General features: G+C 38.5%; 17 protein-coding genes. 7 read left to right on the top strand and 10 right to left on the bottom strand.

Annotated features, from left to right (window positions below; genetic code table 11):
- Window positions 1-112: 112 nt before the first annotated feature.
- From I5907_RS13200 to I5907_RS13185, 4 genes are read right to left on the bottom strand one after another with little or no spacing between them, the layout of a single operon-like run.
- On the bottom strand, window positions 113-3,220 hold the full coding sequence (locus I5907_RS13200; protein ID WP_196991290.1) for an HsdR family type I site-specific deoxyribonuclease: 3,108 nt from the start codon (window positions 3,218-3,220) through the stop codon (window positions 113-115).
- A 16-nt stretch (window positions 3,221-3,236) separates the two neighbouring features.
- A complete protein-coding gene (locus I5907_RS13195) occupies window positions 3,237-4,418 on the bottom strand; it encodes a hypothetical protein (RefSeq protein ID WP_196991289.1) in 1,182 nt (393 codons plus the stop codon).
- 1 nt (window position 4,419) lies between these two features.
- Entirely contained in the window at window positions 4,420-5,676 is a 1,257-nt protein-coding gene (locus I5907_RS13190) for a restriction endonuclease subunit S (protein ID WP_196991288.1), read from the bottom strand.
- Window positions 5,673-7,232 (bottom strand): type I restriction-modification system subunit M, encoded by a 1,560-nt coding sequence (locus tag I5907_RS13185; protein ID WP_196991287.1) that lies wholly within the window; start codon window positions 7,230-7,232, stop codon window positions 5,673-5,675. The genes I5907_RS13190 and I5907_RS13185 overlap by 4 nt, the downstream gene beginning before the upstream one ends.
- Window positions 7,233-7,972: 740 nt before the next feature.
- On the opposite strand from I5907_RS13185, the gene I5907_RS13180 reads away from it, so the two are divergent.
- Genes I5907_RS13180 through I5907_RS13165 form a run of 4 tightly spaced genes read left to right on the top strand, consistent with a single transcriptional unit; the run spans window position 7,973 to window position 10,443 of the window.
- On the top strand, window positions 7,973-8,623 hold the full coding sequence (locus I5907_RS13180; protein WP_196991286.1) for a hypothetical protein: 651 nt from the start codon (window positions 7,973-7,975) through the stop codon (window positions 8,621-8,623).
- Entirely contained in the window at window positions 8,604-9,152 is a 549-nt protein-coding gene (locus I5907_RS13175) for a hypothetical protein (protein WP_196991285.1), read from the top strand. Before I5907_RS13180 ends, I5907_RS13175 begins: the two co-directional genes overlap by 20 nt.
- 54 nt (window positions 9,153-9,206) lie before the next feature.
- Entirely contained in the window at window positions 9,207-9,671 is a 465-nt protein-coding gene (locus I5907_RS13170) for an HNH endonuclease (RefSeq protein WP_196991284.1), read from the top strand.
- Window positions 9,672-9,723: 52 nt separating this feature from the next.
- Window positions 9,724-10,443 (top strand): hypothetical protein, encoded by a 720-nt coding sequence (locus tag I5907_RS13165; protein ID WP_196991283.1) that lies wholly within the window; start codon window positions 9,724-9,726, stop codon window positions 10,441-10,443.
- Between the two features lie 117 nt (window positions 10,444-10,560).
- Here the strand turns inward: I5907_RS13165 and I5907_RS13160 are convergent, their stop codons facing one another.
- The 3 genes from I5907_RS13160 to I5907_RS13150 form a co-directional block, all read right to left on the bottom strand.
- Window positions 10,561-11,124 carry a hypothetical protein gene (locus tag I5907_RS13160; RefSeq protein WP_196991282.1) on the bottom strand — a complete coding sequence of 188 codons (564 nt, stop codon included), beginning with the start codon at window positions 11,122-11,124 and terminating at the stop codon, window positions 10,561-10,563.
- 3 nt (window positions 11,125-11,127) lie between these two features.
- Complete coding sequence (locus I5907_RS13155) at window positions 11,128-12,774, bottom strand: patatin-like phospholipase family protein (RefSeq protein ID WP_196991281.1); 1,647 nt, start codon at window positions 12,772-12,774, stop codon at window positions 11,128-11,130.
- Window positions 12,775-13,105: 331 nt separating this feature from the next.
- A complete protein-coding gene (locus I5907_RS13150; protein ID WP_196991280.1) occupies window positions 13,106-14,641 on the bottom strand; it encodes a hypothetical protein in 1,536 nt (511 codons plus the stop codon).
- A 214-nt stretch (window positions 14,642-14,855) separates the two neighbouring features.
- On the opposite strand from I5907_RS13150, the gene I5907_RS13145 reads away from it, so the two are divergent.
- The 3 genes from I5907_RS13145 (at window position 14,856) to I5907_RS13135 (ending at window position 17,777) form a co-directional block, all read left to right on the top strand.
- Entirely contained in the window at window positions 14,856-15,692 is an 837-nt protein-coding gene (locus tag I5907_RS13145; RefSeq protein WP_196991279.1) for a hypothetical protein, read from the top strand.
- Window positions 15,693-16,456: 764 nt separating this feature from the next.
- Window positions 16,457-17,149, top strand: coding sequence for a sensor histidine kinase (locus I5907_RS13140; RefSeq protein ID WP_196991278.1), 693 nt, complete (start codon window positions 16,457-16,459; stop codon window positions 17,147-17,149).
- On the top strand, window positions 17,106-17,777 hold the full coding sequence (locus tag I5907_RS13135; RefSeq protein WP_196991277.1) for a response regulator: 672 nt from the start codon (window positions 17,106-17,108) through the stop codon (window positions 17,775-17,777). The genes I5907_RS13140 and I5907_RS13135 overlap by 44 nt, the downstream gene beginning before the upstream one ends.
- A 231-nt stretch (window positions 17,778-18,008) precedes the next feature.
- Here I5907_RS13135 and I5907_RS13130 read toward each other — a convergent pair whose 3' ends face one another.
- Genes I5907_RS13130 through I5907_RS13120 form a run of 3 tightly spaced genes read right to left on the bottom strand, consistent with a single transcriptional unit; the run spans window position 18,009 to window position 23,875 of the window.
- Complete coding sequence (locus tag I5907_RS13130) at window positions 18,009-19,145, bottom strand: SusF/SusE family carbohydrate-binding protein (RefSeq protein ID WP_196991276.1); 1,137 nt, start codon at window positions 19,143-19,145, stop codon at window positions 18,009-18,011.
- Window positions 19,146-19,163: 18 nt separating this feature from the next.
- Window positions 19,164-20,870, bottom strand: a complete 1,707-nt coding sequence (locus tag I5907_RS13125) for a RagB/SusD family nutrient uptake outer membrane protein (protein WP_196991275.1) — start codon at window positions 20,868-20,870, stop codon at window positions 19,164-19,166.
- 20 nt (window positions 20,871-20,890) lie between these two features.
- On the bottom strand, window positions 20,891-23,875 hold the full coding sequence (locus I5907_RS13120) for a SusC/RagA family TonB-linked outer membrane protein (protein ID WP_196991274.1): 2,985 nt from the start codon (window positions 23,873-23,875) through the stop codon (window positions 20,891-20,893).
- Between the last annotated feature and the right edge of the window lie 273 nt (window positions 23,876-24,148).

The raw sequence follows: 24,148 nt of genomic DNA, 5'->3' as shown, positions 1-24,148 counted from the left end.
AATCCTATTTTATTTCACTATTTATATCAATCAGTTTGTTAACCTTATTATTAATTTTTGCCTGCATAACTATCATCAATAAACATTTGATTAATTACGTTTTACGCCCTTGCTATAACTGTCCACCAACACCCTTAAACTTCTCAACAAACGACACAAGTTTTTGGAAGACAGTCTTCTTTTTTGTCAAATACTTAGGGTTCAAAGGACTCATTTTCGGCAAAAGTGCATTGAGTTCTGTTCCGTTTTCACTGGCATATTCACGTTTTAAAGAGGTTGCTATATATCGCTTGGCAGCTTCTTCATTTAAGTTTTCTTCATTAATTAATTCTGTTGCCTCCGCTTTCTGTTTGGTTTGAGCATATGTAAAGAATGAGTCAATAACATTTGCTTTGTCTTGCAGTTTATCAAGGTCTGTCTCATTAATAAAATCGACAACCAAAGTCTCTTTTGCCCTATTGCCCACACTTGCACGTATAACCCGTCGTATTTCTTCAATCAGGGTAGCTTTATCTTTTTTCTTTTTGTTATGCTCAAAAATCAATTCAAGTATGTAATCCAGGTTTATTTCTTGCGACTTTAATAAGTCCACTTCAAACACTACATCATCCCAATCAATTGTTGATTCTTCTGATTGCTTTCCAAATTTCTCACGTCTTAGCCAGTCACGTATATCATTATAAGTAGAACGGTAATCCTGTACAGTTCTTTCTTTCAGCAATTCAATATTTTGCATTGCTGCAATGTCTTCATCTGTTACAAAGTATGTCTCTTTAAATGCTTCAACAGCTTCGGCATCGTTTATATCTATTTCTTTTAACGCCTTTAGATGGTTGAACTCATCGTAATTCTGCAGTATGTTTTCTATACGCAAGTATTCGCCAAATAGCTTGGCAAACTCTTTCTTATCTTTTTCTGTAACAATTTCATCAGGCTTCGGGAACCTCTCATTTAATTCTTTAACCACTTCAATGTAACCCCTTCTTGCTTCACCAGTAACAATATCTGTAAAGCCCTCTAAATATTCTTTGTAGCTTTTTTCAAGAACCACATTCTTGGTATTACTATCTCCAAACAGAGTAATGGCATCAATGGTTGCTTGTTCTAAATCTCTGAATGTAACAACATTGCCAAACGTTTTTGTGGCATCATAAATTCGGTTTGTTCTTGAAAAAGCTTGTATTAAACCATGATAACGCAAATTCTTGTCAACAAACAATGTATTGAGTGTTGGAGCATCAAAGCCAGTTAAGAACATTCCGACTACAATAATTAAGTCAATCTCTTTGTTCTTTACACGTTTGGCAAGGTCACGATAATAATTCTGAAACTCATTACTGTCAACACCATAACTGGTTCTGAACATTGCGTTATAGTCATTGATAGCTTTGGTTAAAAACTCTTTGGCTGTAACATCCATTGCAGAAGGCTCAAAAGTCTCGTCAACAATTTCACCAATTGCACTTTGTTCTTCGTTTGCGGCAAAAGAGAAGATTGTAGCAATCTTTAAAGGCTTGTCGCTGTTTTTTTGAAGGGTGTTTAATTCTTCATAATAACATTTGGCGGCATCAACACTGCTTACGGCAAACATGGCATTAAAGCCCTTGTTGCTTCCTTGATTTCTGTGGGTTTTTATCCTGAAATTCTGTAAAATGTATTGAGATATTTCTTTGATACGTTCTGGATGAAGTAAAGCTTTTTTGTTTTCTGCTGCACTTAATTTTTTCTCATCTATTTCAGTTTCAATACTCTTAAACTGAGGTCTAACATCATTATAATCAACTTTGAATTTCAGTACTTTTTCATCTCTAATTGCATCGGTAATTACATATGAATGCAATTCACGACCGAAAACACTTGCCGTAGTTTCAGCACCTAAAGCATTTTGAACGAATATTGGTGTTCCTGTAAATCCAAACTGATAGAACTTTTTAAACTTCTTATTTAGGTTCTTTTGTGCTTCACCAAACTGAGAACGGTGGCATTCGTCAAAGATGAAAACAACTTGCTTTTGATAAATAGCTAAATCACCCTCAGTCTTCATGAGGTTGTTTAGTTTTTGTATTGTAGTTACAATTATCTTGTTGTCGTCCTTTTCAATATTTCGTTTTAAACCCGCTGTACTTTCTGAACCATTCACACTATCAGGAGAGAATCGCTGATATTCCTTCATAGTTTGATAGTCTAAATCTTTACGGTCAACTACAAAAAATACTTTATCAATAAACTCCAATTGCGTAGCTAACCGTGCTGCTTTGAAACTTGTAAGTGTTTTACCCGAACCTGTTGTATGCCAAATATATCCGCCACTCTCAGGTTTCGACCAATTTTTAGTTTGAAAAGAACTTTCAATTTTCCACAACATTCTTTCGGTCGCTGCAATTTGATATGGTCGCATAATTAAAAGAGTATCACTTGTGTCAAAAACCGAATAGGTGAGCAACACATTTAACAATACTCTTTTTTCAAAAAATGTTGTCGTAAAATCTTTCAGGTCTTTAATGAGCGTATTGTCTGCCTTTGCCCAATTCATGGTAAAGTCAAAACTGTTTTTGTTTCGCTCAACCGTGTTGGCAAAATATCGGCTGTCTGTACCGTTTGAAATGACAAAAATCTGAATGTATTTAAATAATGAATTTTTACTGTTAAAACTTTCTTTTGAGTATCTATGAACTTGATTAAATGCTTCACGAATAGCAACTCCTCGTTTTTTTAATTCAACCTGAACTAATGGCAAACCGTTTACTAAAATGGTTACATCATAACGATTGGCATGAGTGCCTTTCTGCTCAAATTGAGAAATTACTTGTATTTTATTTCGTGTGATATTCTTTTTGTCAACCAAGTAAATGTTTTGGATATGCCCATCATCAAAAACAAAATCGTAAATATAGTTGTCATGTATTTTTCTGGTTTTCTCAACAAGGTTATCGCTTGGCTTATCCAAATATTCTTCCACAAAACGAGACCATTCTGCATCAGAAAATTCCATGTAATTAAGCGATTGCAATTGCATTCTTACATTCGCTAACATCGCTTCAAGCGTATTTAGGTTTTTTGGATATTCATAACCTTGGTTGACTAGGTCTTGAATAAATTCCTTTTCCAGTGCTGCCTCTGTTTGATAAACAGCAGGTGCTTCGTTTAAAACAGCATATTTAGTGTACTTATCTAGTACTATAAAATTGTTTGATTCTGCTATGGTTTTATACTCTGTCATTCTCTTGTAGTGTTGATTATACTTCAGTTACTACTGGTTCTTCTACTTTTGCTTTTTCTTCTTTCCAATAGTTATAGTTTGTTGTAAGGTGGTCTAATAAAAACTTAACCGTTGCTTTTTCAGGGTCTGTTGGTTCAGCTACGGTTTCATTTGATATTAAAGAATGGCTTGTAAACTGAATTACACGATTATAATATGTCTGCTTATCATCTGGCAACAACTCCGCCCATCTTGGATAACCTAAGAAACTGGCAGTTTTTTCATACAGATTTCTAAGAAGGGTAAAATGGTACTTTTTTACAGCACTATTATCAATAGCCTTTTGAATAGTTTGTTTTAGAAAAAGGTGATAAGAAAAACTCAAGTTTGAATCTCCCTTTTTAGGAATTAGGTCAAATGTATTGTCATCATTTTTACTCAAAATATTACCTTCTTTAACTCCTAATTCACTATAAAGCACGTTGTAAAATAAAGGACTGTGGGTAGTGATTATGAACTTTAAGGTAGGTGATTGACTTGATTTTATTAATTCAGCTATATTTATTGCAAGTTCTATTAGATGGTTATCATCTAATGAACTAACAGGGTCGTCTATAAAGACGTATTGCAAATCATTGAATTGGTCAGTTTCTCGTTTTCCTACCTCCGCTTCATTTAACACAATAATTGTTTGAGCTAATAAACTGTAAAAAATACTCCAGATAAAACTACTTTCTTCACCTTTAGAGATTTTAACTAACTCAGGATTCTCATCGTTTCCACGTTGAAATGAGAAACGAACTTCACTATAAGCAGGAATTATAACATCATTATCATATTTATCCTTGATTGTATATTGTTCATTAAACTTAGGTGTTAATTTCTCGTTTGTGTAACGTTGAAAATGTCTTGTGATATTAGATTCTTGCCCCTGTTCAACCAGTACCCAATTTGTATAATTGTTTGGTTGAATAATCAATTTTCTATTAGTATCGTAATCTAAGTCGTTATCCCAATAAAATAAATCTTCTGTAAATGCATTATAGTACATTATCTTGATTTTGCTTTCTTCTTCTTCATCGGCATTTTTAGGAGCAACCAACTCTTTAAAATCTCTGGATAACCGTGTTTTACCCGAGCCGTTAAAGGCATAGATTAACTGAACCTTTTTATTGTTCGCCTTAAGGGTTTGAGCTATTTGTGTTAATGTTTGTGCCATATTATAACTCTATATTATGTTTTGGAAATGTTAGCAATAAATCACGGTAATATTCGTACTGCTTTTTCCTTAACTCAATTTCTTTCGGCAAGCCTTCGCTAATAGAAGAAGTCAAAATATCGAATTTGTCAAGAATGGTAACAATACGGTCTTGTTCCTCTGGTGAAGGAACAGGTATTAAAACCTTTTCTAACCCTCTTGCATTGATGGCAGATATTTTACCCGATGAAATATGTTTTTTTATTTGGTCGTGGAATTGTTTAGTACGTGTAAAGTATGCTACGAATTTCGGGTTTAGAGAAGGGCTTCTGAAAGAAAAACAAGCATCGTGAATTACAACGCCTTCTTCACCTAACCAAGCCGTTCCTAATCCAATGTCCTCAATGGTTTCTCCTGCAGCTACAATCACAACATCGCCATTTACAGCGATTCGTAGATTTTTTCTTTCTACTAATTCTTTACTCAAAAAAGATTTGCTTTTGTTTGCCCAAGTTCCATAGTAAGTGTACATCTCCCCATAATGTATGCAGGGTACACCATCTTGTATCATATCATCCTTTACAAACCGTTTGCCTCTCTGAAACTCACCAACACTTGGATTCCCCATAGGTAAGTATTGTATTTCGTTTTCATTAAAACTGAACAATTTCTCCCGATAAAAATTATGCTGTGCTTTACGCCCTTTAAGCTCCCTTGTTAACTCTATTGCTAGTTCTTTTGTGTGCTCTTTAAACTTATCGAGAATAGCAACAATTCTCTTTTGAATTTCCAGGGATTTATTTTGGTTGTTAGGACAGGGGACAGGGACACGAATCTTTAATATCCAATCCTTCTTTAAGTGAGTCTGATCTAAGCCATTATCATATGCTAAAAGCTGCTGATTGCGATTGACAACAAAGTGTAGAAATTTTGGAAAGTACTCCTTTGGGTCTTTTACTCGGAGCAAACAAACTCGTTGATTTGCTGCAAAACGGTTATTTTCTTCAACAAAAAAAGTTTTCGCCAATGCCTTACCATTCGGTAAGTCACTCATTACCATTGCCACATCATTTTTTAAAGCAGGAGACAATACATTTTCGCTTTTTACATATCGTGCTAACTTTCCTTCCGTGGAAATAAATCTGGATGTCATTAGCGCTACATCACCATTCGGATCTACTAGCTTTTCATGAGGTTTGGCATTAATAAAATGAACCACCTCACCCAGCTCCTTCCATTCAACTTCAACACCTCCTAATATTTTATCTAAATAATTCATGCTTCAATTTCCTTTATTATTAAATCAATCTCAGTACGGAGTTTATTAATCTTTTCTACCGTTTTTAGAACCTCAGCGTTTAACACCGCAATGTCAAATTGCTCCCTGTGGTCTTTCGTTTCCACATAGGAGCTTACGGATAGGTTATAATCGTTTTCGGCAATTTTAGAATTGTCAATAGTCTTAGCCACATATTCAATATCTTCTTTGCTATCGAATATTTCCATAATTCTTTCAATGTGTTTATCAGTAAGCACATTGTTATTGGTTACTTTCTTAAAGAATTCTTCACCACTGGCATCTATAAACTGCGTTTTGTTTTCAGTTTTATGTTTTGAAAGAACAAGAATTGTAACAGCAATTGGAGTTCCATAGAATAAGTTTGGAGCAAGAGAGATAATGGTTTCAACAAAATTATTTTCTACTAAATACTTTCTGATTTTCTGTTCAGCACCGCCGCGGTAAAAGATACCAGGGAAACAAACAATGGCTGCTCTGCCTTTACTGGATAGATAACTCAAAGCGTGAAGCACAAAAGCAAAATCTGCTTTTGATTTAGGAGCTAATACACCAGCAGGTGCAAAACGGTCATCATTAATTAGCGTTGGGTCATCGTCACCAATCCATTTTATGGAGTAAGGAGGATTAGAAACAATGGCATCAAAAGGTTTCTCATCTCCATAATGTGGGTCAATGAGTGTATTGCCAAGGGCAATATTAAACTTGTCGTAATTGATGTTGTGTAAAAACATGTTCATACGAGCAAGGTTGTAAGTAGTATGATTTACTTCTTGCCCATAAAAACCTTCTTCAATAATATGGTTGTCGAAATGCTTTTTGGCTTGCAACAGCAAAGAGCCTGAACCAGCCGCAGGGTCGTAAATCTTGTTTACTTTGTCTTGCTTGTGCATTGCCAATTGTGCAATGAGTTTTGAAACATGTTGCGGTGTAAAAAACTCACCTCCCGATTTTCCTGCATTTGCTGCATAATTGGATATCAAAAACTCATAAGCATCTCCAAAAAGGTCAATTTGATTGTCTTCTATCCCGCTCCAAGCGGGACCAAAGTCAAGCTCTTCAATTCCTTTTAAGACTTTAGCCAACGTACTGTTCTTGCTTTCCACTGTATTTCCTAATCGAGTGCTTGTGGTGTCAAAGTCGGCAAACAAACCTTTAATGTCTGGTTCAGATGGATAACCATTTGCAGAACTTTCAATAGCGTCAAAAATCGCTTTTAAGTCCGTGTTTAGATTCGGGTTTGTGTTGGCTGTTTTGGCAACATTTACAAAAAGCTGACTTGGGTAAATGAAGTAGCCTTTGGTTTTGATGGCATCGTCTTTTATTTCTGGTGTTATTACATCATCTGTTAATTGCGCGTAGTTTACGCTTTCATCACCACCTTCAATATAATTGGTAAAGTTTTCGCTAATAAAGCGATAGAACAGTGTTCCCAACACAAACTGTTTAAAATCCCATCCATCTACTGAGCCACGTACATCGTTGGCTATTCTCCATATTTTTGCTTGCAATTCCTGCCTTTGTACTGTGCTTGTCATTTGTTTTCTTTTATTAAGTCTTGTGGTTTAACGAATAATACTATTTGCTCTTATGCACTTATATTTTTTTTAAATGTCTTTACGTTTTGCCTTAAAAATAAGTTTGATACTAATAATATAAATGCGCTTTGCGCAAAGCAATATAATATATGTTGCTTAATTTTAAATGATATCTAATTTTCGTAACCAAAATGGTTGAAGTCGCTGGTATAGTTGTTATACAATTAGCAGGTTCGCTAAAAAACTGAATTTTAGCATTACAGATAAGCTTATAAATATTCATAAACGTGATAATCTTTTACTAATATTCAGTAAAACACTTTAGGGGTGTATTTTATACATAAAAATTTCCAGTAAAGCTAATTCCTTCTTCAGAACAGTTGGACTGGCACTCCCGAACAGCCACACCGGTTACTGCACTCAAATTAATTGCTGATTTGTGTTGAATAGCCCACCCGCAGGCAATAAGTTGCTTGTCTATCTGGTCTGTGGCAAGTTGCTCCGGGTTTTGGTTCATTGGTTAATCTGGGAAGTCGTAACCTTAGGAGGATTACTAATTTATGCCTTTGCGCAAGTAAATAAAAAAACGTTTGCTTTCCAAGTGTGAAAAATCACATTTTTTATATCATTTAAATTTTGTATTTGCGCTAATCTAGTGTTGTTTCGAAATAAATAGATTGCAATTTTTTTGCAAGTGGAAGTAGATATACTATTTTCATATCACCTTGAACTAATTATTTATGCAACCCCAACAAATTCTAGAAAAAACAAAGAAGATTTTTGAAGCCATAAATGCTGCTCAGTCTATACAACAACTTGATAATATTTACGCACAAAACGATTTGCCGAGATTCTATCCAGCCAATAAATACCCGCGTTTACATTTCTCACTAAATGAAGATGATATTTCCGGTATTGATGAGCGTATCCTGAATGACGATGGGTCTATTGCTGAAGAAGCGAGTAAACATATACAAGACCCGTTAGCCAAAATCCTTTATGCTGTACTTTGGAAAAATGGCGACCTGCAAAAAATAAAACATGTTGCGCAGGGCATAAAAGGCAGTAATACACTGGAAGCAGTTGATGAAGCAGTGGTATTTAAACAATTTGGGAAACACCTTGCAAATAAACAGGAAGAGCCAATCATAGATCAGCATGTTCTAAGAGCCTTTTCAATATACCAGGCAACAGATGTAACGCGGGTCAACAAAATATTGAGGCAAACAAATTTTAACGACTGGAAGCTTGTGCAGGAATACAAAGAGTGTTTTAAAACGCTTAATTCTAAAAAAGAGCATATTGAAGGGTGGAGAAGCAAAGTTGACCAGTTACTGTTTTCACTAGGCAAATCAATTAAAGCTAACAGAAATGGACAACCAGCATTTTGAAATACTCGTACATCAGCAACCTACGGAAAACCATGAGCAATGGTTTGAAGCAATGGCTGATACTTTGTTGAGGAACTATGTCATTGATACAGGAATGGCTATCTACAGGTTCATGGAAATAGAATTCTATTACTATAGTAAAGAACATCCTGACGAGATTACCTATGGGTTTTCCAAAAACCACGAAAAATTACTTCCACGGCGGAAGAGATTGAAAAGAGCTCAGCACCAACCTCTAACATGGTTCTTTCACTATTCGGGCATTGATCTTGTAATTGGCAATGAACAAAACCCGGGTGGTATTTTGATTCGTTCGCTGCAGAGAATAGACGACGGAGAATTGCTAAATGGCCCGTTGATTGTGCTACTTGAAATATTAAATCAACACGTTGATATCAAGGGTGAAAAGCCCCTTCAGCTTTTATTAAAACGTCAGGATGTTTCTTTTGATGTATCAGTGAAAAGTAAAAAAAGAATTGGCGTAAATACTGGCGGTTTCCATGATATGCTTTACAATTTCAACGTTTAATAAAAATCGCAAACAGAGAAAATAAAGTGATCATTCAACCTTAGCACGTATTGCATGAAAGAAATAAAACCGCTTCAATTCTTACGCACAATAAAAACTGGCAAAGGCTTAATCAAATTGATCATTAGTTTAAGAAGCATTCGCCGTGTTAATAAGGTAAAAGATGTTAAACGTTCAGCGCTAACAAAAAAGCAAAGACAATTAATTCTTGAAAAAACGGATTGCCGTTGCCATATATGTGGGATAGAGTTGGAGTTAAAAAACTTTCATGCAGACCATGTTAAGCCTCAAATAACAGGTGGTATTCATGCAGAAAATAATTATTTACCAAGTTGTGCGTCATGCAATAACCTGAGGTGGCATTACAGCTCTGAAGAAATACAATTGATCCTAAAAATGGGCAGATGGATGAAAACAAAATTGCTGGATGAATCTGAAGAAAGTTTATTCATTGCAAATGCATTCATGAAGCATGATATGCAACTACGGAAAAAGCGAAAAACCAATAAAACTGAATAAGACTTACATATAGAACGACGCAAACTCATCACTAAAAACAAAAGCCTTTTACATGCAAAACCTGGAAACCTTTAATACAAAAGTCAATGAGTTAAATGACGAGATAAAAAGTCATTATCAAATCTACTCCACTGACAATAAAAAACCGATATACGACGGATTACGCGATATTGAAAAATACTATAATAGCAAGCTCCGAATTCTTTGGATTTTAAAAGAGGCGTATGATATAGAGAATGAAGGTGTTGGTGACTGGAGTATTGTTGGCGAACAGCCGGAAGCTTTTCTGAAAAAAGCAGGCGGTGCAAGATCTACCTGGCACCCTATTATTTATACAAGTTATTGCATGCTAAATAATTTTGAGCTTTATGATAATGTAAGTTTTATAGACGATGATCCGAGCATGGTAAATGTTTTAAATGAAATAGCATTTATAAATGTTCAAAAATTTGCAGGTAATACCACTTCAAAACATGGAGAGATTAGAGATGCTTATAATTTACACAAAGGCATTTTATTAAAGCAGATAGAAACATATGATCCGCATGTTGTTATTTGTGGTGGCACGTTGTATCATTTTGCAAGCGATCTAGGTCTTGATCAATCCTGTCATCACTACGATGAATTTGATTATTACATTACCAATCGTCTTTATATAGCAGCACACCATCCGGCTGCACCAAAAAGTCATGATGCTAAAGAAGAATACATCGACGATATTGTGAGAATAGCAAAAAAATATTTCGCTAACAACGGGCACTTACGGCTGTAACCGCCTGACGGGTGTTGCTTTTAGACGATGTGCGTGAAACAGATCGCTGCAGTCGCCATAAGAACAGAACGCACAAGTGAGTGACACAACAGGCGATGCCATGAAAATATTTGCCAGTTACATAAACGCTATAACGTGATACACGTTTTGCCGGTGTATAAACAGTTTTCGGAGACAGGTGAAAATGGCTGTTAATGCGCCGCCCAATGCTATGACAAACTTTATATACACCATTGTTTTAAAGGTCTGCAGGTTAATGCTTAGCTGATGTATGGGATCATTGATTGCCTTGATGAGTGTGGTATTTTCTATGATATCAAATACCCAGGGAACGATCTGCAGTGCAGCCAGCATAATAAAAAAGACATTTATTTTTCTACTGTTGCGGCCAACGATCAACAGCCAGAAAGCAGTACCGATGTACACTGCAGGCATAAATGCAAAATCTATATAGAGGTGTTGCTTTACAAGCGCAGTGGCATTTTGTTGTGCAACATTACTGAGTATTGTGCGCAGGCTGTCTTCATTACGCGGCAATTCCAGTTGCATAATGCTAAAGCAGGTTACACCTTTTTGCTTTACCTGCTGCTGCAGCGCATTCATCCACACACCGGTCACACATGCAATGGTAAGCAGTGCACAAAAGAGCTCAATATACCAGCTTGCTATAAACTTTTTCATGGGTTACTCTGTTTTTGCGCTTTGTAATTCGGGCATTTTGTGCTGTACGGTTTGTCGCACGCTGGTATTCTTAATGGTGGTAAGCTCGTGCTGCAGGTTGGCATTTCTTGTAAGCGGGTCTTCCAGGTTGTTGGGATCTACGGTGTAATCAATTTTAGAGATATCGCCGGCACGATCGGTCTTGTATTTTTCCCAGTCAAACGTTTTTAAAAATGCAGCGGCGGCCATGGCACCTTTCAAAAAAAGCTGCTTCTTTTCCGTATCGCCTTTTTCATCCATAAAAAAGTTTACCGAACTGTGGCCTTTTAGATTTACGCAGCAGATGCCCTGCTGAAAAGATGGGTTGCGCAATATAAAATCTTTATCATAGTATCCTCTTATTGAGGAGAGCATGGCACCCGCATATTCGGCAATGGTATCTGCTTCTGCAATGGTATCTGTGCCATCATCACTATCGAGCCTGGCACCAAATGTGGGCATGCGCGGCACAGGATAATTGGGGTTGAAAAATACATTGAGCGGGAAGTTGGAGATAGCGCCACCGTCAACAAAATTTACTGCATCGGGTATGGCATTACCATCCCAGCCGAGGTGTCTTTTCCATGCATCTTTTTTTGCTTCACTTTTTGGTTCGTGCACCTTTACATGAAACATTTTGAAGAAGCCGGGTATAGACATGCTGGCCCTCACCATATCGCCGGGATGTACACTGGCCTTGTCTTTCCAGTACAGATCCCACATGCGCGGAAACATGATCTTGTTCTTCGAGGTAATATCGCAGGTAATAATACATATCATTCTTTTATTGGCTGCAGGTGGCGTGGCATCATCTTCCCTGCCTGGCCTTACCCGCAGGTTTACAGGTCTTGAAAAATGCCGGTGAAAATGTTCCAGGTTTATAATAGGTTGTCCATTGGCATCATTATCAACTGTATGACCCGCAATAACATTGTTCAGCCAGTTGTGAAAGAACTTTCCTTCATTGAGGCCAATACCTTTGTCGAGAAAGTCTTTGAACTTCGACATGCTATATGCCAACAGTAAAAAGATAAGCACCAGCAAAAGCAAAGGCGTTAGTCCCAACCATTTCGAGGTGGAATAATCGATCAAAAAATTACCGATAAAAGAACCAACCGACAGCGTAATGAAAAGCACCATTAACCAGCGCAACAGTTTTATCAGCTTCTTTATAAAATTGCTTTTGATGATGAGGTTTTTTACCAGCCAGCGTATAAAGCGCGTATACTTTGTAACCACCACTTTACCATCTTTTATTTCATTCTGTCCGTCTACCAGCTGATCGAGTGGCAGTTTCAGCATGTGATCAAGTATCGTAATGTATTTCTTATCTGCAGCATTGCCCGCCACCGCAAGCATCATGGTATTAATAGCTCCAGCGCTGGTGCCGGCCAGGCTAAAAAAACGGATACCCATTTCTTCCATAATGTATGTATAGCCCACGAGTGCAACGCCCCATACGCCGCCGCCTTCCTGCACCAGGTCTACATACTGGTTGCCTTCATCGTCGAGCACATCACTCACGATGAGTCCGTTTGGTTTATTGTCAGCAAAGTATTGTTTCAGCTCTTCCAGCACTGTTGCTGCTCCCGAATCGTTGATGAATTGTTGTATTGGTTGTGTTGGTTGCATTATGGTGTTTGCGTGGTTCTTGTAAAGGTTATGATTCATTGCCAAAAATACAAGGTGTTTTTACGGTATTTTCCCGCTGTTTTACACTGCGTGATGGTGATGGTTACGGGCTGTAGTTTTTCATGGCATCGGTTGTTGTGTCACTCACTTGTACGGTGGGTTGTAGTGGGGACTGGAGGGAGAAGGTTTATCAGGTTTTTTAGCGGAAATTGGCAGGAGGCTTGGGGGTGTCGATTCGAAAAAGACATTTACATATATATGGGATTAATCAGTGATAAGGTAGTGTTAGTACCAAAAAAGAGCAGCCATTATTATTACACTTAATAGTTTACTACAATCGTCCCAGCCTTTTGACTATTCCCAATTGAATACTTGGAATAACAAGATCATTAGAATGTGTAACCCTTTTAACATCGCCACCATTAATGATGAAGTTGATGTCTGAGTAAATGTAAAGCCCCAAATCAACTTTAGCCTGAGGTGCAGGATCAAGAAAGAACCTGGCTCCACAATCCAAGTAACCAAAGAATTTAGAATTTATACCAGTAGCAGTTTTAAAATCATCTATCTTATCCAATAAACTCACTGTATTTACATTAGCGTAAATACTGAATCGTTTTGGCAGAACACCTAATTCCAATCCACCTTTTGCATACAACATAGTGCTGTTTATTGAATTGACTTTCTTAGTTGTATCGAAGACAAGGTTTTTTCCCGCAAAACTGAAACCTAATTTAATTGCTAATCTTTTTGCAGAGTCTTTATCATTTGAAGTACTTTGATTCGTTGACCAGAAACTATAATTGAAATTTGTGTAAATGAGAAACTTACTTGCAGTTGGTATAAATATGTCGTGAATGTTTCCTGAATCAGCATTACTGGATGCGGCAAATGATAAACCAATATTTGCTTCAACAGAAGTGGTTTTGTTTTCATAATTGTAACTGCCATAAAGTTGAAGCTGAGGTATAACTTCTCTTTTTCCGAGAACGGATGTGAGTTGAGGAAATGCACCAAAGTCAGAGGTTTTTTGAAGCTCCGATTTTAGCTTTGGTGTTATATAGGATTTAAGTTTATTATCATAAGTTTTGCTAATGTTGTTATAGTTAGTTGTATCATTTTTGAATTTTGTTGTAATTGCTTCAGTGTCTTTTGCTATTTTACCCCAAGCTTTCGATAGCGTCAATTGTAATTCCGGAAGATTGTCTTTTTCAAAATTGATAGTATCTAAATTGTTTATAGCATTCATTCTTTCAACGCCGCTTTCGATTTCGTTTAATCTTTTGTTATTTAAGTCTTTTAATTGTTCCAAGTCAGCATAAATCTCCGACATGTCTGTGGTAAACCTTGAAAAATCTGTAATAACCTGTAATGAATCTATAGGATAATGTCTTGTAAGGAAATTAGATTTTAGTATTGCTTTTTGGAGTTCCATATTTTGATTTTTAAGAGAGGAAAATTTATCATTAAAGACATTTCTCAATGCTTGATTGTTATTCTTTATTATGACAGAAAGCGCAGAGTCAGTCTGCCTTTTCACTAGCCTTATTCGTCTTAATGAATCTACGTATATCGCTAACAAGCTATCTTTTTGATCGTTATTCCTAAGAAGGCTGTCCATTTTTCTTTTCTGTTCCATGTTTTCAAAATAGTAATCATCCTCTCCTGAAATAATTGTGCTTTCGTAAGGATTGTCAAAATACCACAAATTATTATCAGCAAAAGTTAAAGCAGGAAACTTGTAAGTAGTATCAGATAGAAGTTGACTTCTAATGTAATTTTTGTTATTGCTACTTAGTAGACCAACTTGTGCATACACACTATAACTGGCCGCAATAAAAATCGAAAACAATATAATCTTTTTCATAACGTAAAAGTTTGTGCCTACTCTATATACCTTTTCGGCTAACGGATTGTGCAAAATTTAGGATATGAAGTTGATTATTAGAAAAAGCTTTTAAAAGAGGGATATAAAGGAAGTTGGATAGGGTTTTTCCTGTATTTAGATAAAGAAAAGGATAATTAGTAATTTTCCAATTGCAAATATTAAAAACCGATAGTAGCTTGGTAAAAAATAAAAAATGAGCACGAATAAAGTTTTTATCCTAATTGGATTATGCACAGCGATTACGCATTCAGTATTTTCCCAAGGTTTATGGGCACATATAGATGACTGGAAAGCACAAACTAGAGTAGCTATTTTCAGAGATATAAAGTCTAGATATTTAACATCAGCGAACGTTGACCACTATGAGTCTATTAAATTAAAGTCGAGTGACATATTACCAGTTTTAGACACCTTCGCAAAAATACCTGATGCTGATGGTCTACGCATCTATTTTTTATTTACAGATGAAAGTCATAATCTTCAGGTTGATTATCGAAATAAATTAACTCTTCTTCTGATACCAACAAAATTGATCGAAAACAAATCCATAGATATTAACGACAAGGCATTTGTGTGGTATAATGGCAAATTCAATTCCGTCAACAAACAAATAAATACTGACATAAGAAGTTGGTTGAATCGTTATAAATTAGTTATGTTGGGCTTCGAAAAAGGGTTAAAATCGGATTTTCCAATACATAGTGATTACAGAGAAGATTCATGTCTTTGGTATTCACAATATGCATTCTTTAGAAAATTTTCTAATTCAAAAAAAGATTTGGCAACCTATTTACAAGAAAGTGAAAAGGAGTTTGAAATAAATTTTGCTGCTTGGTCCTTGGAACTCGGGGAAAAAAAGTATGCTTTTAAAACTGATTTGATATTTAAAATCGACAACGGATACTCTTATACATTCGCCTATAACGAAGTTTTAGAAGATTCTTTAAATATTAGCGATTCGGAAAAAGAAAAACTTTTAGCTGCATTTGCAAACACAGGTTCACCTTGTCCGCCAGATAAATGCCCATAATAAGTTATGCCGTCGCAACTTTATTTAGTTTTTATTGCTTGCGCTTTTATATCTAGCCTTATCAGTTTTAAGATAGATAATAAGGGTCATTTAAAGTTGTTTTCAATCCTTTTGTTTTTAGATCTGGTTACTGAGTTGTTAGCAACAGATGGAAGATATAAATATATCAACCTTAAAACAAGCACACCGCTTTATAACGTTTTTATGCTTTTCGAATTTTGGATGTATGCATTGTTTTTTAATAAAATTTCCGTTAACAGAAAAATACAAATTATAATAAGACTTTTTCTTTTCGTCTTCCCTTTTATTTGGTATTACTTAGTATTTGAAGTTTATGGTGTAAGAAGTTGGAACGCTTATCTTATCGTAATTGGAAGTTTATTTACTGTTACATTTGGAGTATTTTATTGCTACGAAGTAGTATTATCTGAGAAGGAAGTCAATTTCTCGAAACAAACCGAGTTCTGGATTTCAGTTGCATTAATCGTCTTTTATGCATGTTATATGCCTTATATGGGCATGTTAAATTACCTAAACGTCTATCACAAAGAATTGGCAGTACGGTTATTGTTATTACTTAAAATTCTAAACATAATAATGTATTCAATAATTATTTACGCTTTTTTATGCCTTCTGAAGACAGCGAAGCATTAGCAGTGCTTTTTTCATCTACAGTTATATTAATTATACTCACTTCGGTAGTGGTACTCAGTCTTTTATACTCGCAGAAAAAGAAGTTTCAATTCTTGACAAAATCTGCGGAAATGCAAAAATTATATGCCGAACAACTCCTCCAATCCCAACTCGAAATACAGGAACAAACACTACAACACATCTCCAAAGAACTGCATGATAACTTAGGGCAGGTAGCAAGCCTGATTAAGATAAACCTTTACACCATTGGGTTGGATGAAAAGGACAAGGCCGCGCAAAAACTGGATGATACAAGAGAGCTTACCAAACAACTGATCACAGATTTAAAAGCCTTGTCTGTAAGCCTGGGTGCAGATCGCATTGCGCAGACTGGTTTGGCAAAAGCGCTGGAAACAGAGATTGACAGGCTAAACAAAACAGGGCAATTCAAAGCAACTTTTGAGCAGCAGGGAATACTACCAAACGTTCATAATGACACTGCAATCATTCTTTATCGTATGGCGCAGGAAGTATTGAACAATATGGTGAAGCATAGCAATGCACAGCATATCACATTTAAACTTTCTTTTATAGATAATTTGATTATATTAGCTATCAGCGATGATGGTAACGGATTTGATATTGATGAACAGATGAAGAACGGCAACGGCGCAGGTTTACATAACCTGCAAAAACGCGCAACACTCATCAATGCAACGCTTACCATGCAAAGCATCATTGGACAAGGAACGCAAGTAACCATCGAACTGCCCTATAGCTATGACCCCAATTACAACACCAAAACCGAAACTGGCCCTGGTTGATGATCATACCCTTTTCCGTAAAGGACTGATCAGCCTGATAGAAATTGTAAGCAGTGAATATTCCATTGCATTTGAAGCCGACAACGGAAAAGACCTGCAGCAAAAAATCAATACAGAAAACCAACCTGACCTGCTGCTGCTCGATATACACATGCCGGATATGGATGGCTTTGAGGTAGTGCAGTGGTTAAATACCCACTACCCGCTTGTTAAAGTGCTGATCGTTAGCATGGTGCAAAAGGAGGAAACCATTGTAAAAATGCTGCGTATGGGTGTAAAAGGCTACCTCTGCAAAGATGTAGAACCAAAAGAACTGAAAGAAGCTTTGCATTCTATTCTAAACAAGGGCTACTATTACACCGATTTTATTACGGGTAAACTTGTTCATTCACTTCAAACAAACGGCGATGATACTGCACCGAAAAACGGCGCAGTTATGAACGACCGCGAAAAGGAATTTCTGAAACTTGCCTGCAGCGAGATGACCTACAATGAAATTGCTTCCAAAATGTTTTTAAGCCCCAAAACAATTGATGGCTACAGGAATGCCTTGTTTGAAAAGCTGAACGTTAAATCGAGGGTTGGGCTTGCGTTGTACGCTGTGAGGCATGGTTATGTGGAGTTGTAGTTTTTCTGCAAAGAGTTTAAACGATGTAATATTTACAGATCGCTGCAGTTGCCATAAAAGACGGAACGCTGAAGTGAGTGACACAACAGGCGATGCCACCTGCACTGCTGCCGGCCTCATCATTATTTTACGGGCCGTCACCACCAACCAGCCGGTAAAAGAAAAGCCACTGTAATTGCTACAGCGGCTTACTCCTGAACTAACTGCTATGAAAAGATGAATGATAACGGATTACTGCTTTTCGATTTTGATGGTTTCGTACAACTGGTTGATCGTTACCTTGTATATACCTGCCTCTGTGATCTTCCATTTATTGTCAGGATTACCACCGGGAATAAATACGGCATCGGTACTGTTTATACCTTCGCCATTGGTAGCAGGCATAAAATAATCTGTACCCCAGTTACCTGTTGTAGTTGGTATTTTAAATTCTCCCGCATTGAGTGTACCTGTATACGTAAACTCGTAAACGTTACCCGGCGTGGGAACCATTGCTACCGGTGCGTCTATGTTCCAGCCTGCAGGTGTTGCATCGCCAACCATCCACAATTGCGCATACGGTGTAAATGGCACAATATGTATAAAAGGTGAGCTGCTGATGTTGAGCAGGATTTTGTAAGCACCTGCATTATCTATCTGCCATTTATTGTCAGGATTGCCACCGGGTATCAGTTGTACCTCTGTACTGGTGATGGGTGGATGATTGGTTGGGGGCATAAAGTAATCTGTACCCCAGTTGCCCGTTGTGGTAGGTATTTTGAATTCACCCGCATTCAATACTTCGTTGTATTTAAACTGGAAGGCATTGGTAGGATCTTTGCGCATCTGGTTGGGGTTATCAATATTCCAGCCGTTTGGTGTTGCATTGCCAACGATCCACAATGCAGCATAGGCGGCGCCGGTAGGTGCAGGCGTTATTTTTACCGTAATGGTATTAGACATGGCGGTGTCACCTTTGGTAGTAATGGTTGCGAGCAAGGTGAACTGCACATCGCCTTCTATGTCTACGGCCATACCCAAATTATCTACGAGTATATTATTTAATTCCCCATTCGTGAACTTCTTATTCGTTGCACCTGATGCAACACTTACGGTATCGGTTGCCTCACCATATGTAATGATGACTTTATTGCCAATAAGCGAATTGGCAAAAGCATCCCACGTAAGTGTCATTGCCTCATTGCCGGGGTTTGCTGCATCAATAACTACCGTGTCTTTTGAAGTAACAAGATTACCTGCTTCGAAAGGAAATGGTGTGGGTGCATCGAGTTCTTTTTTACAGGCTGTGAAACCTGTAACGAGCAGCAGCAGTAACAGGCAAAATTTTGAAAAGCGTGTTACCGGGATATATGTTTGTAGCTTGTACATATAAATGTTTTTACCTTTTTAATAACCGGGGTTTTGTACCAGTTGCGGTGATGTATTGAGAATGTCTCTGCCGATGGGATAAATCTTTGTGTGATCATCTGCATCGGGCTGTTTATCCCACCATGTGCCGGTATTGAATACACCCCACCTGATAAGATCTGTTCTTCTTCTGCCTTCTACAAGAAACTCCCTGCCCCATTCGTCGATCATTTCCTGGTCAGAAAGTTCACTGCCATCTGTAGTGTAAAGACTGGCAGAACCTGCCGGATAATTGCGCTGGCGTACAGCATTGAGCAATATTGAAGCACCTGCTTTATCACCTGCCCTGTATTTGCATTCCGCGAGTGAATAATAAACTTCTGCAAGTCTGATCTCAGCATAAGCAGAAGCAATCGTGTTAGGATCACCGGAAGGATAGATCGGGTATTTTGCAGGCCAGATACCAGAGTTATCATCTGCGTGGTTCATGTTGGATTCTTTGTCCTGCAGTACTTCGCCAGGTGGCAGGTCTCTGAACAAACCTACCTGGTCACGTGCGAAGATGGTATAACCGCGATTGCTTTTTACCAGTTGCGAAGGATTTTCATAATAAGGCAGGTACCCGTACAGGAACATGCCCTCACGCATACTATTGCCAAGATTCTTGTATTTCTTCAAACGATAATCATCAGCATAGCGCTGGAACTTTATAAAAGGTTTGCCGAGTGCGAAGGCGTATTCCACGCTGTCTACATCCCTGCCGGGCTGTAATGCAAAACGGGTATTCATGCCTCCAAAATCTGTGAAGCCAAAAAAGTTCTGAGCCTGGTGTGGTGCCATCCAGAAATACATATCGCCTGTGTACTGCCAGTGCGTTTGCGCCAGTGTACCGGGGAAGCCAAAGATCACTTCTGCGGAGCGGGCATTGTCGTAATCAAAAGGTTTATACCACGTGCTTTCCAGTGCATATTGGCCGTACTTGCCATCAATAATATCCTGGCAAACGGCGGCACATTCTGTGTACTTATCCTGGCCGATATAAACAGATGCATTTAGATACAAACGCATGAGTAATGCAGCTGCGCCGGCTTTTGTCCAGCGGCCAATACCGGTTTCACCAAGATCCTGCCTGGTAGGTAACCCGGGAATAGCTTCGAGCAGTTCTTTTTCTATAAAGTCAAATACTTCCTGCGGTGTAGACTGCGGAGGAGTTAACGTTTGCCCCTTTACTTCGGTAACAATCGGGATATTCCTATACAGGTCAAACGCCCGCAGGTTAAACCATGCACGATGTGTTTTTAGTTCTGCAACAAAATCGGCCTTTTCTGCATCTGTAATGCCCACTCTTGCAGGGTCAACCGCTTCAATATCCTGCAGGGAGTTTGTTGCGAGGCTTATACCCTGGTAAAGTGCCGTCCACATGCCGCTGGTGTAGCCATCCTGTGTAGTCCAGGTATGGTAATGCAGGCGCTGGTACACGCCACCATCAAACCAGTCACCTTCGCGGTTGGGTGTCATCAGTTCATCGGTTGGCAGTTCCTGCGCATAGAAGAGGCCATTGCCTTGTATGGACCAATAGCCATGTTCAAAAGAGCGCAGGAAATCGCGTATCACATCATCTTTTGTTTGTAAAAAGTTTTCTGATGTAATACGGTCGTATAAATTTTCATCCAGCTTTGTACAGGCTGAACAGAGCATGAGACCACCTATGCAGGCGGCTATACTTTTTATATTATATCTGATCATTTTCATCGTTGTTTTTGATATTAAAATCTGAATTGCACGCCCACGAGTAATTGCAACGTTGACGGATAATAATCACGTGTGCCGGTAATACCAGGCGTTAAACCGTTTACATTGATCGATTCAGGATCGCCGGTTGTAAAGTTTGTGAACGTGTAAAGATTCCTGCCGGTAAAATATAACCTGCCTGAAGTAATGTACTTAACAGGTGATTTAAAATTATAAGCCAGCGTAACGTTGTCGATCTTTACAAAATCGCCTTTCTCCAAAAAGTAATCTGACAGGCTGGAGTACGTCTCAGGATTGGTAAGTGCTGCATACTTTCCGTTGCCATAAGCACTGGATAATACGTTGGCACCACTCTGCGTAACCGGTGTACCGGTATAGAATGCGAGCGTGTTGAAAACATCATATCCAAAAGCACCGCGCAGGAAGATGGACAGATCAAAATTCTTGTAAGAGAATGTATTGCCAAGGCTTGCCGTAAACTTAGGCAACCCATTACCCACAAATTGTTTATCGTCTGCTGTTGCCAGGTTGCCCGGTATTACTTTACCATCCTGGTCGTACACCAATAACCTGCCTGTTGCATCTACACCCGCAGAACGCAGCATGTAAAAACTACCGATCCTTTGTCCTTCCTGCAGGCGTTGTGCTGTACCCGGTGAACCCGGTGCAGGCATACCCACCACATCTACATAATTCTGACCCTGGTAAACGTTGTTGGAAAACGACACAAATTCGTTGCTGTTTGTTGCGCCTGCAAAAGAGATGTCGTACCTGAAATCGCGTTTGCTGATCACAGTTCCATTTAACTGTATCTCGAAACCGGAGTTCTTCATGGTACCTACGTTTGCATACGTGGTAGGTTGTACGTTTGGCGGCACCGGTACATTGTAAGAACCCAGCAGGTCTTTGTTTCTGCGCACATAATAGTTAAGGCTACCGGTAAGTTTATTATCCAGCAACTGGAAATCCAAACCCACATTAAAGTTCTGTGCTTTCTCCCACCTTAAGTCATAATTGGTATTCTGGCTCGGTCCCCATACCTGGTAAGATGTTCCGTTGTATGTGTAATAACCAAACCCGGAATATGTATCCAGGGAAAGATAACTACCAAAATCCTGGTTACCTGTTTCACCATAATCTGCACGCAGTTTCAGTTCATTTAACCAGCTAAGTTTTGGAAAAAATTCTTCGTTGGTTATACGCCAACCGACTGATGCGGCCGGGAAATAACCCCATTTATTCTGGTAACCGAACTTGGAAGAACCTTCGCGGCGTAAACTTGCAGAGAAGTAATATTTTTTATCGTAATCATAATTCAAACGGCCATAAAAGGCTATCAGCTTCGAATCGTTTTTATACGAGCCTACGCCCCTGAAAGTAAAATCGCCGGATGAACCGTTGGTTGGCAATGGCAGGTTATAAACACCTGTACCCAAAGCATTATAGGTTAACACATCTGACGGAAAATTCTGGTTGCTGCCAGATAAACCCGAGTTGGTAAAATAATAGTAAGAATAACCGCCCAGTAGAATGAATGAATGTTTCTGCAGGCTCAAAGAGTAATTACCGATCCACTCAAAAGATTTCTGGTCGCTTTTATTGTTTGCCCTTGATGCAGAATTCCTGCCCGCATTACCATTAATAGCGCCGGTATTATAAGATGGTGTAAAACCAAAATCAAAAAAGTCCTGGTTCTGCTGACCGAGCAATACCTGCGTATAAAGGTTCTTCATCAGGTTCAAACGGAAAGATGCGCTCCAGTCTATATACTTACCTTCTGTACCACTCAGCACCGTATTCAGTTCTTCCACCGGGTTGTAAGAGCCGGAGAAACCGGTATTAATAAAGTAGTAACGCATAGGGTTTGCCGTATCCATGATCGGTAAAGTCGGGTTTAATGTAAGCGTCTGGTTAAATGCACCATAGCTGGCATTGTTCGACTTTAAAAAACGTGGTGCCGCTGTAAAAGACACCGTATATAAATTGTTGGCTGATGTATGGTTTAAGTTCAGCCTTGCACCATATTCATTTTTTGTTGAGCGCAGATCCAGTCCGTGTGAGGTGCGGTAGTCAAACGAAACAATATAGTTTGTTTTACCGTTGCCACCCGAGAACTGTACCGTATTCTTCTGGTTAAATGCATAATCTTTTGTTACTGCATCAAACCAGTCTGTATTGCCTCCATAATCAACACCGCGGCCTTTTGCTACAAATTCATCACGGGAAAGCACTTCCACGCGGTTGGTTGGCAAATCGAAACTGGCATAAGAATCGAAAAAGGCCGAAGACTGAGACGATCCTTTCTTTGTGGTAATTAAGATAACACCGTTGCTGCCGCGTGTGCCATAAATGGCAGAAGCCGCACCGCCCTTCAGTACGTCGATCGATTCAATGTCATTCTGGTTAAGGTTATCAATGTTGCCACCGGGCACGCCATTGATCACGTACAACGGGCCTAAGCCTGCATTGCGCGATGATACACCACGCAACTGGATACTGGGGCTTGAGTTCGGATCACCCGGCGCGGTGTTGGTAACACTTAAGCCGGCAACCTTTCCCTGTATAGAATTCAGTGCATTGTTTCCACCAAAGATGTTGAGGTCTTTATTGGAAAGGTGTGTAATGGCACTTGTTACTTCTTTTTTATCCAGCGTACCATAACCTACCGCAACCACGGTTACATTGGTAAGGTTAGCCGAAGAAGAAGTAAGTGTAATGGTAAGTGGCTGATCAGTGATGGCCACTTCCTTAGCATCGTAATTAAGGGCAGTAACCACCAGTGTTTTAGCAGTTACCGGCACGTTGAGCGAGAATGAACCATCCGCGCCGGATACCGTACCCAGCCTGGTGTTCTTAACCGTAACAGAAGCAGCTTCGAGCGGCGCTCCTGAAGAGTCTGTTACTTTACCTGAAACCTGCTTTGTCTGCGCCATAGTATTGGCAGCCGCAAACACAAAGCACATACATGCAATGATGCGAATAACCCGTTTTAAGATCATAGTCTGATTTTAAACTTTTAAGCATTATTTTGGTTTGAACCGTCACTTATGCGAAGTGTTGCAAGCTTTGTATTACGTGACTATCAGGGCGTCGTCATTTGGTAGAAAGCAATCTTTGTTTGGCTTCTGGTCAGCAATGGCAGTTCAAATCATAAGAAACAAAGGAAATTTATGCAGGAGAGAAAACACAGTCTCAGCGTGTCAAGATGTTATCAAATCGTATCAATTTAAAATCAACACGTTACAAATTGTATGTGAAGGTGCTCCCATAAG

The sequence above is a fragment of the Panacibacter microcysteis genome, from assembly GCF_015831355.1.
Classification (GTDB): Bacteria; Bacteroidota; Bacteroidia; order Chitinophagales; family Chitinophagaceae; genus Panacibacter; species Panacibacter microcysteis.
This window is presented reverse-complemented; position numbering and strand designations above follow the sequence as displayed.